The sequence below is a fragment of the Luteimonas sp. KH_071 genome (genome assembly GCF_057838005.1).
The window spans coordinates 3,696,015-3,710,644 of the sequence record NZ_CM174458.1; the positions used below are offsets into that span (position 1 = coordinate 3,696,015).

Sequence of the window (14,630 nt, forward strand, 5' to 3'; positions counted from 1 at the left end):
GCCGGAAGCGCGGCACGAATCCGGTAGGCTTGGCGCCGGTACACGTCCTCCGGGTCTGCATGAAAATCGTAAGCTTCAACGCCAACGGCGTGCGCTCTGCCGCGAAAAAAGGCTTCTTCGACTGGTTCGTCGCCCAGGACGCCGACGTGCTGTGCATGCAGGAAACCAAGGCGCAGGAACACCAGCTGGCCGGCGAGTCCGGCCTGCATGCCGACTTCCTCCCCGAAGGCTACAAGGCTTGGTTCCGCGATGCGTCGACCAAGAAGGGCTACAGCGGCGTGGCGATCTACGCCCGGCGCGAACCCGACGAGATCCGCACGGCGCTCGGCTGGGCGCCGTTCGATGACGAAGGCCGCTATATCGAAGCGCGTTTCGGCAATCTCAGCGTGGTGTCGTTCTACATCCCGTCCGGCTCGTCGGGCGATCTGCGCCAGAGCTTCAAGTTCGAAGTCATGGACTGGCTCAAACCCATCCTCGACGCGTGGCTGGCCAGCGGCCGCGACTACGTGCTGTGCGGCGACTGGAACATCGTGCGCGCGCGTCACGACATCAAGAACTGGACCAGCAACCAGAAGAATTCCGGCTGCACGCCGCCCGAGCGTGCGTGGCTCAACGGCATGATCGGCGACGCCAGCGGTGACGGCCTGGTCGAGCCGCCCGCAACCGGCTGGCTCGACGCGCTGCGCGTGCTGCGGCCCGAGGCCGCCGAGTACACCTGGTGGAGCAACCGCGGCGCCGCGCGTGCCAACAACGTCGGGTGGCGGATCGACTACCAGTTCATCACCCCGTCGCTGCGCGACCGGGTGCGATCGGTCACCGTGCATCCCGAGCCGCGCTTCTCCGATCACGCCCCGCTGGTCGTGGACTACCGCGCGTGAGCACGTCGGCAGGCGACGGCTCGCAGGCGCCGGTGTCGTACAAGGGCTGGCGCGGCATCCGGCGCGCGTTCGCCACGCCGTCGGCAATGACGATGCTGTTCCTCGGCTTCGGCAGTGGCCTGCCGTTCCTGCTGATCGCCTCTCAGACCCTGTCCACGCGACTGCGCGATGTGGGACTGGATCTGGGCAGCATCGGCCTGATCAGTCTGGCGAGCTTCTTCTACCTGCTGAAGTTCCTGTGGGCGCCGCTGATCGATCGCTACGCCTTTCCGTTGACCGCGTTTCTGGGCCGGCGCCGGTCGTGGCTGCTGGTCTCGCAGGTCGTCGTCATGTTCGCGCTGGTGGCGCTGGCATTCACCCGCCCCGATCTGGGCGTGGGTCCGCTGGTCGGCTGGGTGCTGCTGGCTTCGTTCGCGGGCGCGACCCAGGACTCGGTCGTCGATGCCTACCGGATCGAAGTGGCGCCGGCGAACGCGCAGGCCGCGCTCGCGGCGACGTACACGCTCGGCTACCGCTTCGGGTTGATCCTGGCGGGCGCCGGCGCGCTGTACCTGGCCGAATACCGCGACTGGATCTGGGCCTATCTGGCGATGGCGTCGCTGATGGTGCTGCCGATCGCGACCACCCTGCTGTGCCGCGAACCGGTAGCGCCGGAATCGACGGTCGTGCGGCGGATCGATTTCATCGGCGCCTTCTGGCAACCGTTCTCGAGCTTCTTCACCGGCAACGGCGTCGCGCTGGGCCTCGCGCTGCTGCTGTTCGTCGGTCTGTTCAAGTTCCCCGACCAGGTGATCGGAGTCATGTCGGGGCCGTTCTATCTCGACTCGGGCTATTCGAAGGCCGACATCGCGACCGTGTCCAAGCTGTTCGGCGTGTGGATGGGCATCGCGGGCGCATTCGCCGGTGGCATCGCGGTCGCTGCGTTCGGGTTCCGTCGCATGCTGCTGGTGGCGGCGATCGGCGTCGCGCTGTCGAATCTGGCGTTCTTGCTGATGGCGCAGAATCCGGGCCAGATCTGGGCGTTCTATGCCGCGATCAGCGCCGACAACCTGTTCCAGGGCTTTGCCGGCGTGGTGCTGATCGCGTTCATGTCCTCGCTGACGGATCGCAACTTCACTGCCACCCAGTTCGCACTGCTGGTGTCGCTGGCCAACCTGCCCGGCAAGTTCGCCGGCGGTGTGTCGGGCTATGTGGTGCAGGCCACGTCCTACAGCGTCTTCTTCGTCGTCAGCGCACTGACCGTCGTGCCGACCCTGCTCTTGCTCGCGTGGCTCTGGCGGTTTATCAAGGAAGCTTCGCCGCAGGATGCGGCTGCACGGGATGTGGCGCCATGACCGAAATCCTGCTCAGGGACCTCGACCCCGCGCTGCTCGAGCGCATCGATGCCTATGCCGACACGCAGGGCTGGGGCCAGGCACGCACGTTGCGGTTCCTGCTCGAGCAGGGCCTGCGGGCGAGCATCGGCGACGAGCGCTCGACTTTCGATCCGGCCGAGGACGGCGTGCTGGCCGCGGCGATCGGTGCGCTGGAACAGATTCCAGACGACACCTTCGCGCTGATCGGGCGCGACGCCTCGCGGTACGGCCCGGCGAGCTGACGCGTCAGCGTGCCCGCAGGGGCGCAGCGTCACGCCGGATGCACGACCCCGAGCACGCGCGGCCCCGCCGCGCCGGTGACCGATGGCAGATTGCCGGGGCGCCCGAGCACGGTCTGCCGCGCCAGCCACGCGAAGCCCATCGCTTCGACATGATCCGGATCGAGCCCGTGCGCGGCGCTCGATTCCACCGCCGCGTCCGGTAGTGCATCGCCCAGCGCGCGCATCAGCGCGCCGTTGTGCACGCCACCGCCGCAGCCGATCACCCGCGCGGTGCCCGGCTGGGTGGCGCGCAGGGCGTCGGTGATCGTCGCGACGCTGAGCGCGAGCAGCGTCGCCTGGACATCGGCGATGGATTCGCCGCCCTGCAATGCGGCGTCGACCCAGTCGAGATGGAACTGGTCGCGGCCGGTGGACTTGGGCGGTGGCGCCGCGAACCAGGGCTCGGCCCGCAGCCGCGCGAGCAGCCCAGGATTGACGCAACCGCGCGCAGCCAGGGCACCATCGCGGTCGAAGGCTTCGCTGGTATGGCGCAGGCACCACGCGTCCATCAGCCCATTGGCCGGGCCGGTGTCGAAGCCGCGGACCGGGCCGCCATCGCCCGGCAGCAGGGTCAGATTGGCGATGCCGCCGAGATTGAGCACCGCGCGGTCTTCGCCAGGGCGCGACAGCAGCGCCGCATGCAGCGCGGGCAACAACGGTGCGCCATGGCCGCCGGCGGCGACATCGCGTCGGCGGAAATCGGCGACCGTGGCCACACCGGCGCGTTCGGCGATACGCGCGCCGTCGCCGAGTTGCAGCGTGAATGGCGCACGGCCATCGCCGTCGCGTCCGTAGGGGCGATGACGCAAGGTCTGTCCGTGCGAACCGAGTGCGGCGATGTCGGCCGCAGTGAGTCCGGCATCGGCGATCGCGGCCAGCGCGGCATCGGCGAACGCATCGGCGATCAGGACATCGAGTTCGCCGACATCGTCGAGCGTCAGCGTCGCGGCCTGCTGGCCCAGCGCGACCAGACGCGCCCGCAATGCGGCATCCCAGGAATAGGTCGCGCCGAAGCGCAGCTCGGCGTGCAGCGTGCCGTCGGCGCGATCATCGAAGTGGACGATGGCCGCGTCGATGCCGTCGGCACTGGTGCCCGAAATCAGGCCGAGGAACAGGTCGGACATGGCGTCAGCTTCGGACCAAAGGAGAGTGCAAACGAAACGCCCGGCCGGAGCCGGGCGTTCGAGGCGGATCAGCCGCGGCCGTTGCCGGGCCGTGCGGCGTTCGCGACCTGCCGGTCCGGGTCCGGCTTGGCCGGCACCTGCGCGTAGATCACATTCTCGACTTCGCGTATGCGCGCGAGCGCGGGACCGGTCTGCTGACGGAACTGCGCAAGCGCGGCGCCACTGAGCGGATCGGGCTCGGGCATCGTGTGCTGCAGCGGATTGCGGTGCACGCCGTTGACGCGGAATTCGTAATGCAGATGCGGGCCGGTCGACAGGCCGGTGGTGCCGACGTAGCCGATCACCGTGCCCTGCGCGACGCGCTGGCCCTGGCGGATGTTGCCGAAGCGCGACATGTGCGCGTACAGCGTGGTGTGGCCGCGGCCGTGATCGAGCACCACGGTGTTGCCGTAGCCGCCCTGCACGCCGCGGAACTGCACGCGTGCGTCGCCGGCGGCCATGATCGGCGTACCGGTGGGCGCGGCGTAGTCGACGCCCTTGTGCATGCGCGCGGTGCCCAGCACCGGATGACGGCGGTTGCCGAAACGCGAGCTCAGGCGCGCGTACTGGATCGGCATGCGGATGAAGCTCTTCTTCAGCGGGCGGCCTTCGGCGTTGTAGTACTCGGCCTTGCCGTCCTGCTCGTAACGGAACGCGCTGAAGGGCTTGCCCTTGGCGGTGAACACCGCCGCCTGGACCGGGCCGCTGCGGATCAGTTCGCCTTCGCGCCAGACCTGCTCGACGACGACGCTGAAACGGTCGGTCTGGGTGACGTCGGTGTTGAAGTCGATGTCGTACTTGAAGACTTCGTCGGTCAGCGTGTTGATGTTCGCGCCCGACAGGCCCAGCTTGCGCGCCGAGTGGAACAGCGAACGGCCCACTTCACCGCTGATGACGACGTTGCGGATCTCGACCGGTCGCTCGACGACTTCTTCGCGGACGGTGTCGCCTGCCAGGCTGAGCTCGACGCGTTCGGTATCACTGCGGTCGTAGCGGAGTTTGTTCAGCGTGCCGTCGAGGCCGACATCGAAGCCCAGCTCGGTGCCCGGCCGCATGCGCGTCAGCTTGGCCTTGGCGTCGGGCAGTTCGAGGATGCGGTGCATCGTCGAGGCCGGCAGATCGAGATCGGAGAAGATCGACCCCAGCGTCTGGCCGCGTTCGACGGTCACCAGCTGCCAGTTGTCATGGGTCTGCTGCGCGGTGCGCTGCTTGGCGGTCAGCGGCGGCAGCGCCAGCGACATCGTGACCAGATCGTGCTGCGGTTGCGCATCGCCGCGCATGGCCTGCGAGACGCCGGGCACCAGCGCGACAACAAGGACACCGAGCGTGGCGAAGAGGCTGGCGTGGCCCCAGTCGCGGCGCGTCCAGCGACCGGGATACAGCCGCAGGCGCGATGTCTGTTCCTGTTGCCTGTTCCGGGCCGCAGCCTGCAGGTTGTCGTGGAGCACCTGCTGGTGGTGCGCGTCGGCCTGGGGCGGCGGGACGGGAGTCGTCATCGTAGGCGGGTCCGGATGGCGTGAACGGCGTGTCAGCGGGGTAACATAGAGACGTGAGGTCCATGCGTCAAATGCCTGAGCGGATTGGGATTTTTGCTTCACGGTGTTGCGTAACGACCCTTTAACGAACCCCGGTCGCCCGTTCACATCGTGAATACGGGCGTCTTCACAAGCGCTTCACGAACGAGACGCCACCCGATGTCCCACCCCCCCGCCATCGACCTGATCGCCCGCGGTACCGACGAGATCCTCAAGCGCGACGACCTGGAGGCGCGCCTGAAGCTCGGCCGCCCGCTGCGGATCAAGGCCGGCTTCGATCCCACGGCGCCCGATCTGCATCTGGGCCATACCGTGCTGCTGAACAAGCTGCGCCAGTTCCAGGACCTCGGTCATCAGGTGATCTTCCTGATCGGCGACTTCACCGGGATGATCGGCGACCCCTCGGGCAAGAGCGCGACCCGCAAGTCGCTGTCGCGCGAGGACGTGCTGGCCAACGCCGAGACCTACAAGGCGCAGGTGTTCAAGGTGCTGGACGAGGCGAAGACCGAGGTCCGCTTCAATTCCGAGTGGTTCGGCGCGATGGGCGCGGCCGACATGATCCGCCTGGCGTCCTCGCACACCGTGGCGCGGATGCTCGAGCGCGACGATTTCGCCAAGCGCTACGCCGGCCAGCAGCCGATCGCCATCCACGAATTCCTGTATCCGCTGGTCCAGGGCTACGACTCGGTCGCGCTGCAGGCCGACGTCGAATGCGGCGGCACCGACCAGAAGTTCAACCTGCTGATGGGCCGCGGCCTGCAGGAGAGTCACGGCCAGGCGCCGCAGATCGTGCTGACGATGCCGCTGCTGGTCGGCCTCGACGGCGTGAACAAGATGGGCAAGTCGCTCGGCAACTACATCGGCGTGACCGAGCCGGCGATCGACATGGTCAACAAGACCATGAAGATCGGCGATGCGCTGATGTGGGACTGGATCGAGCTGCTGAGCTTCGAGATCGGCATCGACGAGGCAAAGGCACTGAAGGCCGAGGTCGAGGCCGGCACGCTGAACCCGCGCGACGTCAAGCTGCGCCTGGCGCGCGAACTCGCGACGCGGTTCCACGACGCCGACGCGGCCGAACTCGCGATCCGCGGCTGGCAGGTCGCGATTTCCGGCGAGGGCGACGTGTCGCTGCTGCCGCTGCAGGACGTGACCGTGCCCGCCGAGGGCCTGCGCATCGGCGCGTTGCTGACCGCGGCCGGCATCACGCCGAGCAATTCGGAAGCCGGGCGCAAGTTGAAGGAGCGCGCGGTCAAGGTCGACGGCGCGGTGGTCGAAGATGCCGGGCTGGAATTCAAGCCGGGCTTCGAGGGCGTGCTGCAGGTCGGCAAGCGCAACTTCGCACGGGTGCGGCTGGTCGCGGGCTGAGGAACCGGATCGCAGCGCATCCGATTTTTCCTTCTCCCTCCGGGAGAAGGTGCCCGAAGGGCGGATGAGGGTGCTTTCCCCGCGTGCCGGGTAAAGTCCCGACCCTCACCCGACGCGCTCCGCGCGTCGACCCCGGATCAAGTCCGGGGCAGGCTCTCTCCCGGAGGGAGAGGTATGGAGCCTACGCCTGTCAGCAACGCGCTTTGCAATACGGTGGCAGGCCGGAGCCGCGCCTCAACGCGCAGGCGCTGCCCGCGCCGCATCACTCGTCACCCGTCGCGCGCTGAACTCGCTGTCCGCGTCCCACGCCGGCCAGCCCTCGCCATTGGCCAGCGCTTCGGCGAGGCGGTAGACGGTGCGGGTGTCCGCGGTGGGGCCGGCCATGTCCCAGCTGTCGTCGAACGCGTCGCCCGGCTGGTGATAGCGGTTGGCGAAGTAGTCGGCGCGTGCGGCGGTGCCACCGGCGACGCCGCCGTCCAGCTGGTCCATGCCGGGACCGATCGTGATCGCCGGCACACCGGCCTGCGCGAATGCGAAATGGTCGGCGCGGTAGAACAGGCCGGCTTCGAGATTCGGATCCGGCGACCAGCCGCGGCCATCAACCGCGGCCGCTGTCGCGAGATCGCGTTCCAGCGACACACGGCCCTTGCCCCAGGACGAGATGTCGCGCGTTTCGCCGTCCGGGCTCCACATTTCCATGTTGAGCACCGCGGCCGTGGTCTCCAGCGGACGCAGCGGATTGGCCGCGTAGTAGGTCGCGCCGAGCAGGCCGTTCTCCTCCGCCGTCAGCGCGATGAACTGCAACGTGCGGGCCGGACGCGGGCCGGCGGCGAAGACGCGGGCGAGTTCGATCATCGACGCGATGGCGGTGGCGTTGTCGACCGCGCCGTTGATGATCGCGTCGCCGCTGTCATCGGGGGCGCCGACGCCGAAGCTGTCCCAGTGGCCGGACAGGATCACCGTCTCGTCGGGACGCGACGCACCGGGCAGCACGCCGACCACGTTGTGGCTGGTCACGCGGTCGCGCTTGACCTGGAATGCGAGATCGAGCGTGGCATCGCCCAGCGCGCCGCCCTTGAAACCGGGCTGCTGCGCGCGACGCTTCTCGGCCTCGAAATCGAGCCCGGCGTCCGTGAACAGCTGCTCGGCGACGCCGCGCTGGATCCAGCCGCGCATCGGCAGGTGATGCGTCTCGGCGTCGGCGCGCACGATGTCGTATTGCGGCCCGGCGCGCCCGTTGCGCACCGTCGCCCAGGGATACGAGGCCGGCTCGGTCTCGTGCACGATCAGCACGCCGGCGGCGCCGCGCTTCGCGGCTTCCTCGTACTTGTAGGTCCAGCGGCCGTACCAAGTCAGCGCGCGTCCGCCGAAGCGGCCGGGCTCGGCGGCCTCGAAATCCGGGTCGTTGATCAGCACGACGACGACCTTGCCGGCGACATCGAGCCCGGCGTAATCGTCCCAGTCGAGCTCCGGCGCGGTGATGCCGTAACCGGCGAACACCAGCGGCGTGCCCGACAGATCGACACCCGTGCCCGGACGCAGGGTTTCGACCGCGATGTCGTCGCCACTGGCCAGCGCGCGCGTGGCGCCGCCGACGCGCAGCTGCGCGGTCACCGGGCCGTCGATGACGCTGCGCTCCAGCGTCACCGCCTGGGTCCAGCTGCCATCGTCGCCGCCCGGCTCGAGGCCGGCTTCCGCGAACTGCGCGCTGATGTAGTCGACCGTCCTGCGCTCGCCCTCGGTGGTCGGCGCACGGCCCTCGAATGCATCCGAGGCCAGCACCGACAGATGCCGGGCGAGGTTGTCGGCCTGGATACCGCCGCCGGGAATGCCGGTGCCCGCGGGCGCCGTGTCGGACGCGACGGTCTCGGACCGTGCAGGCGTCGACGGCGTACACGCGGCGAGCAGCAGCGCGCAGGCGAGGGCCGTCAGGCAAGGTGATCGGGACATCGGCGGATCCGTGAACGAGGACGGCCGGTCATGATGCCGCAAGTGGCCGATGTCCCCGCCGATTGGCTACAGTGGCCGCCGGTTCCCCCATCCAGGAGCACTCGATGATCCGTCGCTTCCGCATTGCGCCGCCGCCTCTGCTGGCCGCCGCGCTCGTCCCGCTGCTGGCCCTGTCGGCCTGCTCGCCCGCACCCGAAGAGGGCTTCGAAGAAGAACCGCCCGCCGCGACCGCAGCCGATGCCGACACCGGTGCCGGTAGCGTGATCGAAACCGAAACCGCCCGGACCGAGATCGGTGACACGCCCGAAGCCGCGGCACCGCCCGCCGACGCACCGGGCGAAACGCCCTGCGACACCGAAGCGGTGCAGAGCCTGATCGGCACCCAGGGCAGCGAGACGGTCTACGCCAAGGCCGTGCAGGATTCCGGCGCCAAGTCCCACCGCGCGCTGGGCCCGACCGACATGGCGACGATGGATTTCCGTCCCGACCGGCTGAATATCGATCTCGACGCGAGCGGCAAGATTACCGGCTTCCGCTGCGGCTGATCCCTTCCGTCAGGTCCGACACCAGAACGCCCGGCTTCGTGCCGGGCGTTCTGCGTTGGGAGCCTGTGCACCCCTGGATGCCTGCGAAAAGCAGAGTCGCCGGGCGATGCGCGCATTGCGCGTGCGAGGTTTCTGTCGTGCTGGAAGTTTGACGATCGCGAGTCGCGCAGACCTCGCGATCGAACGTCAGCGACGGCTGGCCACGAGCCGGGTGATATCGACCGCGAGTTGCTCGACCGCGTTGCCGAAATCACCGTGGCCGCCATTGGCGTAGGCGCCGCGACCGCTCGACAGCGTGTCGGCGATGCCGCCGGCAATTTCGCGCGCCTGGCCCAGCTGACCGCCGAGCGCACGGTCGAGCGTCGAGGCCGCATCGGCGGCGGTGGAGAAGTTCCCGCTGGTGACGCCGTCGAATACCCCACGCGCAGCCGACTGCACGTCGGTCAGCGAGCGGGCGATCGCGCCGATATCGCCGATGTCCGGCGCGCGGCCGTTGGTCAGTGCGCCGCTGGCGAGACCGGCGAGCGCGTCCTGCACCGACACGCTCGCGCCCGGAATGCGACCGGCGAACTGGTCCAGCGCCAGGTTGGCCAGCGGCTGCATGCCCGCCGGCAGGTTGTCGGCGATCGCGCCGCGCGCCGCCTCGGTCACGCTGCCGCCCACGAGACCGTTGACCACGCCCATGACCGCGCCCGGCAGGCCGCCGGTGAGCATGCCCACGACCGCCGCGCCGACGATGCCCTGCAGATCCCGGGCATCGATGCCCAGCGCGTTGGCCAGGCCGTCGAGCGCGTTGTCGAGTCCGAGCGCATCGGTCGCGGTGCCGAGCGCGTTGCCGATCGCCGAACTCAACGCATCGACAGCCGCGTCGACCGCGCCGCCGAGCGCATCCGCCGCCGCGCCGAGTGCATCGTTGGCCGAGGCGGCCGCATCCGCGCCACTGCTGCTCCCGCCACTGCCGACGCCGCCTGCGCCGTCGCTGCCATCGCTCATGGGGTGCTCCGTCGTACGGTTCGAGTCACCTCGACTCTAGGCGCGCGCGCCCGTTGCGCCATCTGGTGCGAACCCGAGGTCTGGCGGCGAAAACACGGCACCGGTCACGGTTCGCGCCATGCGGGCGGCGTCGCGCCAACCGCAGGCCCGCCCGCGTTCGCGATGTCCGTCAGCGGTTCGCCTTCAACGCATCGAGAATGCGCTTGCCAGCGCGGCCGTCGTCGGGCGTCAGGCCGATGCGCCGCTGTTCGGTCTGGATCGCACGCCGCGTCGCGGTGCCGATCATGCCGTCGACCTCGCCGATCGCATGGCCGCGCGCGAGCAGCAAGGTCTGCAGTTCGCGGCGCTGCGCGCGCGACAGGCCCGGATCGTCGGTCGGCCACGGCGTCTGCAGGCCGCGGCCACCGCGCAGGCGGTCGGCGAGCGTCGCGATCGCCAGCGCGTAGCTCTCGGCGGCGTTGTAGGAAAAGATCGCGTCGTAGTTGCTGAAGACGATGAAGGCCGGACCCTTGACGCCGGTCGGCACGAGGACCGCCGCCTGCGTGTTGCCGGCCGGCAACGTGCCTCCGTCGACGCGGGTGATGCCGCGCGCGGTCCAGTCGGCGACAGTCCGGCGACTGGTGCGGCCGGCCTGCGCGGTGTCGAATCCGGCCGGCAGTTTGATCTCGTAACCCCAGGGCTGGCCCGACTTCCAACCCGCGCGCGAGCGCTTGAGGTAGTTCGCCGTCGACGCCAGCGCGTCGGGAATGCTGTCGACCAGATCGCGGCGGCCGTCGCCGTCGAAATCGACCGCGATACGCGCATAGGTGCTCGGCATGAACTGCGTATGCCCGAACGCGCCGGCCCACGAACCGGTGGTGTCGCGGTTCTGCAGGTCGCCGTCGTGCATCAGCTTGAGCAGGGCGACGAACTCGCTGCGGAAGAACGGCTGGCGGCGCCCGTTGCAGGCGAGTGTCGCCAGCGACACGCGCAGCGGCCGCTTGCCGGAGATGCGGCCGTAGTCGCTCTCCACACCCCAGATCGCGACCACGGTTTCGGCGTCGACGCCGTACTGCACGGCCACGCGATCGAGCAGCGCGCGATGTTCCACCAGACGCGCGCGCCCATCGGCCACCCGCTCGTCGTCGACGAGACCGGCGAGGTAATCCCACAACGGCGTGGTGAATTCGGGCTGCGAGTCGAGCAGCGGCAGCACGGTCATGTCCGGCGTGACATCGGCGAGCGTGTCGAACGCGGCTTGCGGAATGCCGGCCTTGGCCGCATCGCCGCGAATGCCGGCGATACAGCGCGCGAACGCGGCGGCGTCATAGGCGGGTGCGGCGGTGGGCGCCGGGGACGCGGGCGCCTGCGCGGCGGCACCGCCTGCGCACAGCAGCAGGCCCGACAACGCGAGGCGCGCCGGTGTCGAAAAACGATGCATCGGAAGACGGGACATGCGGGCGACCTGCGCGTGCGGGGCGACCACTGTGCACGAGCCGGCATGGCGGACGCATCCCCAGGCCTCGTGCGGTTTCACCGGGCGCTCAGCCGATGTCGCCATCCACGTAGAACCAGCGACCGGCCTCGCGCACGAAGCGGCTGCGCTCGCGCATCCGCACCACGCTGCCGCCGCCGATGCGGTACTTCGCGGCGAACGCCACTTCCGCGTGGTCGGCATCGAGGACGTCGTGTGCCTTGACTTCCAGACCCAGCCAGACCGGCGGCAGATCGTCGAAGCCGAGATCGTCCGGTCGCGTCGACGCATGCCAGCTCGCGCTCAGATAGTCCGCGTCGCGGCGCACATAGGCGACGTAGCGCGAACGCATCAGCGCTTCGGCGTCGGGCGCGGCCGCGCCGTCGTGCAGCGGCTTGCAGCAGTCGGCGTAAGTGCGGCGGCGGCCGCAGGGACAGGGCGCGCTGGAATCGGTGTCGAGTGTCGGCATTGCGCCAGTGTGCGGTGGCGGCAGCGGGTCGCCAACCGCTGCGCACCCGGGAGATCTATCGCCCCGCCTGCAATGCAATGCGCACGGTGGACGCTCACACCCAGCCCCGCGCCGCCAGCGACACCGCCGCGCCGTCGCCGACGACGAAATGGTCGAGGAGCCGCACGTCGACCAGCGACAGCGCCTGCTTGAGCTGCGCGGTCACCGCGCGATCGGCGGCGCTGGGGTCGCGGCTGCCGCTGGGATGGTTGTGGCCCACGATCACCGCCGCTGCGTTATGCGCCAGCGCGCGGCGCACGACTTCGCGTGGATGCACTTCCGCGCCGTCGATCGTGCCGCGGAACAGTTCCTCGAACGCCAGCGCGCGATGGCGGGTGTCGAGGAACAGCACCGCGAACACCTCGTGGGCGAAGCCGCGCAGACGCTGCGAGAAGTAGCGGCCGGCGGCGGCCGGATCGGTCATCGCCTCGCCACGCGCGAGATCGGCCGCGAGCACGCGGTTGCCGAGCTCGAGCGCCGCCGTCAGCGCGCAGGCGCGTGCGGGACCGAGGCCGGGCAGCGCGGCGAGCCCGGCCGCGCCGCGCTCGATCAGCGTGCGCAACGGTCCGTGCGCGGCCAGCAGTTGCCGCGCGGTCGCCACCGCGTCCTGCCCACGCAGGCCGGAGCCGAGGAAGATCGCCAGCAGTTCGGCATCCGACAACGCGGCTGCGCCCTGGTCCAGCAGTTTCTCGCGCGGCCGTTCGCCGGCCGGCCATTCGTGGATGTGCATGCGCGCTCCAGACAGAACGCCGGTGGGCCGCGTCGCGTCCCAGGGGAAGGATGCGCGCCGCGTCCGCACCGGCGAGGACCCCATTGCACCGCGTGCAGCGCCGCGCCGGCAGCGGCGGCCTGCAGCGCTTCGGGTAAGCTGTCGACCGGTTTTCCGGTAGGACTCCGCCGACGATGGGCGCCGTATCGACCCCGCTGCACGGGCAGCGCATCCTGCTGTGCGTGTGCGGCGGCATCGCCGCCTACAAGGCCGCGGACCTGGTCCGCCGCTTGCGCGACGCCGGCGCGGAAGTCCGCGTCGCGATGACCGAAAGCGCGCAGCACTTCGTCTCCGCGACGACCTTCCAGGCGGTCTCGCACAATGCCGTGCGCACGACGTTGTGGGACCCGGGCGCGGAAGCGGCGATGGGCCACATCGAACTCGCGCGCTGGGCGACCCGCGTTGTGGTGGCACCGGCGACGGCGAACACGCTGGCCAAGCTCGCGAATGGCTTCGCCGACAACCTCGTGACCACGTTGTGTCTCGCGACGTCCGCGCCGCTGACCGTCTGCCCGGCGATGAACCACCGCATGTGGCTGCATCCGGCGACGCAGGCGAACATCGCGCTGCTGCGCGCGCGCGGCGTGCAGGTGATCGGGCCCGAGGACGGACCGCTGGCCGAAGGCGAATCCGGCCCCGGCCGCCTCGCAGAGCCGCAGGCGATCGTGGCCGCGTTGCCGGCATGAGCGCTTCGCTGACCGGGCGACGCGTGCTGGTCACCGCCGGCCCGACGCTCGAAGATCTCGACCCGGTGCGGTTTCTCGGCAACCGCAGCAGCGGCAAGATGGGCTTTGCGATCGCCGCCGCCGCGCAGCGCGCCGGCGCCGACGTGGTGCTGGTTGCGGGCCCCGTGCATCTGCCGACGCCCGACGGCGTGCAGCGCATCGATGTGCGCTCGGCCGCGCAGATGCATGCCGCGGTCTTCGCGGCGTTGCCGGCCGACGTCTACATCGGCGCCGCCGCGGTCGCGGACTTCACCCCGGCGCAGGTCGCGCCGTCGAAGATCAAGAAGCGCCCCGGCGAAGACGGCCTCGACCTGCATCTGGTGCGCACCCGCGACATCCTCGCCGACGTCGCGGCCGCCAGCCCCCGCCCGCTTCTGGTCGTCGGCTTTGCCGCCGAGACCGACGACCTCGACGCCAACGCGCGCGGCAAGCTGGCCGCCAAGCGTGTCGACCTGATCGCCGCCAACCGCGTCGGACTCAAGGGCAGCGGTTTCGAAAGCGACGACAACACGCTGCTGGTGCACGACGCCTTGGGCCACGTGCAGCTCGGCCCCGCCTCCAAGGCCGAGATCGCCGACCGTCTGGTCGCGCTGGTTGCGGCCCGCCTTACACAGGATCCGCGATGAGTACTGCCGCCCCCCACCATATCCTCGACATCCGCATCCTCGACGCGCGCTTCGGCCAGCAATGGCCGCTGCCGGCCTATGCCACCGACGGCAGCGCCGGCCTCGACCTGCGCGCCGCGCTCGACGAACCGCTGACGTTGCTGCCGGGCGATGTGTCGCTGGTGCCGTCGGGGCTGTCGATCCACATCGGCGACCCCGGCCTGTGCGCCATGGTGTTGCCGCGCTCGGGCCTGGGCCACAAGCACGGCATCGTGCTCGGCAACGGCACCGGTCTGATCGATGCCGACTACCAGGGGCCGCTGATGATCAGCGTCTGGCACCGCGGCAAGGACGCCTTCACGATCGAGCCGGGCGACCGGATTGCGCAGCTGGTCATGCTTCCGGTCGTGCGGGCGACCCTGAATGTGGTGGATACTTTCGTCGAAACCACGCGCGGGGCCGGGGGGTTCGGCCATTCCGGCGTGCGCTGACGGGGAATGCA

13 protein-coding genes and 1 pseudogene are annotated in these 14,630 nt (G+C 69.9%); 7 read left to right on the forward strand and 7 right to left on the reverse strand.

Going from position 1 to position 14,630, the window contains the following annotated elements; all coding sequences use genetic code 11:
- Positions 1 to 59: 59 nt before the first annotated feature.
- From AC3IRM_RS16985 to AC3IRM_RS16995, 3 genes are read left to right on the forward strand one after another with little or no spacing between them, the layout of a single operon-like run.
- Positions 60 to 878: an exodeoxyribonuclease III gene (locus AC3IRM_RS16985; protein WP_489204265.1), complete on the forward strand. Its 819-nt coding sequence runs from the start codon at positions 60 to 62 to the stop codon at positions 876 to 878.
- Positions 879 to 910: 32 nt separating this feature from the next.
- Positions 911 to 2,212, forward strand: a complete 1,302-nt coding sequence (locus AC3IRM_RS16990; RefSeq protein WP_489205956.1) for an AmpG family muropeptide MFS transporter — start codon at positions 911 to 913, stop codon at positions 2,210 to 2,212.
- The gene (locus AC3IRM_RS16995) at positions 2,209 to 2,475 is read left to right on the forward strand and encodes a hypothetical protein (protein WP_489204266.1); all 267 of its coding nucleotides are present in this window, start codon (positions 2,209 to 2,211) and stop codon (positions 2,473 to 2,475) included. Before AC3IRM_RS16990 ends, AC3IRM_RS16995 begins: the two co-directional genes overlap by 4 nt.
- A gap of 29 nt (positions 2,476 to 2,504) precedes the next feature.
- On the opposite strand, the gene AC3IRM_RS17000 is transcribed toward AC3IRM_RS16995, so the two are convergent.
- A complete protein-coding gene (locus AC3IRM_RS17000) occupies positions 2,505 to 3,638 on the reverse strand; it encodes an anhydro-N-acetylmuramic acid kinase (RefSeq protein ID WP_489204267.1) in 1,134 nt (377 codons plus the stop codon).
- A gap of 68 nt (positions 3,639 to 3,706) precedes the next feature.
- On the reverse strand, positions 3,707 to 5,173 hold the full coding sequence (locus tag AC3IRM_RS17005) for a M23 family metallopeptidase (protein ID WP_489204268.1): 1,467 nt from the start codon (positions 5,171 to 5,173) through the stop codon (positions 3,707 to 3,709).
- Between the two features lie 198 nt (positions 5,174 to 5,371).
- On the opposite strand from AC3IRM_RS17005, the gene tyrS reads away from it, so the two are divergent.
- Positions 5,372 to 6,580 (forward strand): tyrosine--tRNA ligase, encoded by a 1,209-nt coding sequence (gene tyrS / locus AC3IRM_RS17010; protein WP_489204269.1) that lies wholly within the window; start codon positions 5,372 to 5,374, stop codon positions 6,578 to 6,580.
- 234 nt (positions 6,581 to 6,814) lie between these two features.
- On the opposite strand, the gene AC3IRM_RS17015 is transcribed toward tyrS, so the two are convergent.
- Positions 6,815 to 8,530, reverse strand: coding sequence for a M28 family metallopeptidase (locus AC3IRM_RS17015; protein ID WP_489204270.1), 1,716 nt, complete (start codon positions 8,528 to 8,530; stop codon positions 6,815 to 6,817).
- A gap of 104 nt (positions 8,531 to 8,634) precedes the next feature.
- On the opposite strand from AC3IRM_RS17015, the gene AC3IRM_RS17020 reads away from it, so the two are divergent.
- The gene (locus tag AC3IRM_RS17020) at positions 8,635 to 9,075 is read left to right on the forward strand and encodes an I78 family peptidase inhibitor (RefSeq protein ID WP_489204271.1); all 441 of its coding nucleotides are present in this window, start codon (positions 8,635 to 8,637) and stop codon (positions 9,073 to 9,075) included.
- 186 nt (positions 9,076 to 9,261) lie between these two features.
- Here the strand turns inward: AC3IRM_RS17020 and AC3IRM_RS17025 are convergent, their stop codons facing one another.
- The 4 genes from AC3IRM_RS17025 to radC all read right to left on the reverse strand — a co-directional run bounded on the left by AC3IRM_RS17025 (position 9,262) and on the right by radC (position 12,759).
- The gene (locus tag AC3IRM_RS17025; protein WP_489204272.1) at positions 9,262 to 10,068 is read right to left on the reverse strand and encodes a hypothetical protein; all 807 of its coding nucleotides are present in this window, start codon (positions 10,066 to 10,068) and stop codon (positions 9,262 to 9,264) included.
- Between the two features lie 169 nt (positions 10,069 to 10,237).
- Positions 10,238 to 11,503 (reverse strand): lytic murein transglycosylase, encoded by a 1,266-nt coding sequence (locus AC3IRM_RS17030; protein ID WP_489204273.1) that lies wholly within the window; start codon positions 11,501 to 11,503, stop codon positions 10,238 to 10,240.
- Positions 11,504 to 11,591: 88 nt separating this feature from the next.
- Positions 11,592 to 11,990, reverse strand: a complete 399-nt coding sequence (locus AC3IRM_RS17035) for a YchJ family protein (RefSeq protein ID WP_489204274.1) — start codon at positions 11,988 to 11,990, stop codon at positions 11,592 to 11,594.
- Positions 11,991 to 12,084: 94 nt separating this feature from the next.
- The gene (gene radC, locus AC3IRM_RS17040) at positions 12,085 to 12,759 is read right to left on the reverse strand and encodes a RadC family protein (protein WP_489204275.1); all 675 of its coding nucleotides are present in this window, start codon (positions 12,757 to 12,759) and stop codon (positions 12,085 to 12,087) included.
- A gap of 173 nt (positions 12,760 to 12,932) precedes the next feature.
- On the opposite strand from radC, the pseudogene coaBC reads away from it, so the two are divergent.
- A pseudogene (gene coaBC / locus AC3IRM_RS17045) lies at positions 12,933 to 14,149 on the forward strand (bifunctional phosphopantothenoylcysteine decarboxylase/phosphopantothenate--cysteine ligase CoaBC).
- Entirely contained in the window at positions 14,146 to 14,619 is a 474-nt protein-coding gene (gene dut, locus AC3IRM_RS17050) for a dUTP diphosphatase (protein WP_489204276.1), read from the forward strand. Before coaBC ends, dut begins: the two are co-directional and overlap by 4 nt.
- Positions 14,620 to 14,630: the final 11 nt, after the last annotated feature.

What these genes read in the sequence shown, in the direction of transcription:
- AC3IRM_RS16985 (WP_489204265.1), top strand. Translation starts at nt 60, where the DNA reads ATGAAAATCGTAAGCTTCAACGCCAACGGCGTGCGCTCTGCCGCGAAA.
- AC3IRM_RS16995 (WP_489204266.1), top strand. Translation starts at nt 2,209, where the DNA reads ATGACCGAAATCCTGCTCAGGGACCTCGACCCCGCGCTGCTCGAGCGC.
- AC3IRM_RS17000 (WP_489204267.1), bottom strand. Translation starts at nt 3,638, where the DNA reads ATGTCCGACCTGTTCCTCGGCCTGATTTCGGGCACCAGTGCCGACGGC.
- AC3IRM_RS17005 (WP_489204268.1), bottom strand. Translation starts at nt 5,173, where the DNA reads ATGACGACTCCCGTCCCGCCGCCCCAGGCCGACGCGCACCACCAGCAG.
- tyrS (WP_489204269.1), top strand. Translation starts at nt 5,372, where the DNA reads ATGTCCCACCCCCCCGCCATCGACCTGATCGCCCGCGGTACCGACGAG.
- AC3IRM_RS17015 (WP_489204270.1), bottom strand. Translation starts at nt 8,530, where the DNA reads ATGTCCCGATCACCTTGCCTGACGGCCCTCGCCTGCGCGCTGCTGCTC.
- AC3IRM_RS17020 (WP_489204271.1), top strand. Translation starts at nt 8,635, where the DNA reads ATGATCCGTCGCTTCCGCATTGCGCCGCCGCCTCTGCTGGCCGCCGCG.
- AC3IRM_RS17025 (WP_489204272.1), bottom strand. Translation starts at nt 10,068, where the DNA reads ATGAGCGATGGCAGCGACGGCGCAGGCGGCGTCGGCAGTGGCGGGAGC.
- AC3IRM_RS17030 (WP_489204273.1), bottom strand. Translation starts at nt 11,503, where the DNA reads ATGTCCCGTCTTCCGATGCATCGTTTTTCGACACCGGCGCGCCTCGCG.
- AC3IRM_RS17035 (WP_489204274.1), bottom strand. Translation starts at nt 11,990, where the DNA reads ATGCCGACACTCGACACCGATTCCAGCGCGCCCTGTCCCTGCGGCCGC.
- radC (WP_489204275.1), bottom strand. Translation starts at nt 12,759, where the DNA reads ATGCACATCCACGAATGGCCGGCCGGCGAACGGCCGCGCGAGAAACTG.
- dut (WP_489204276.1), top strand. Translation starts at nt 14,146, where the DNA reads ATGAGTACTGCCGCCCCCCACCATATCCTCGACATCCGCATCCTCGAC.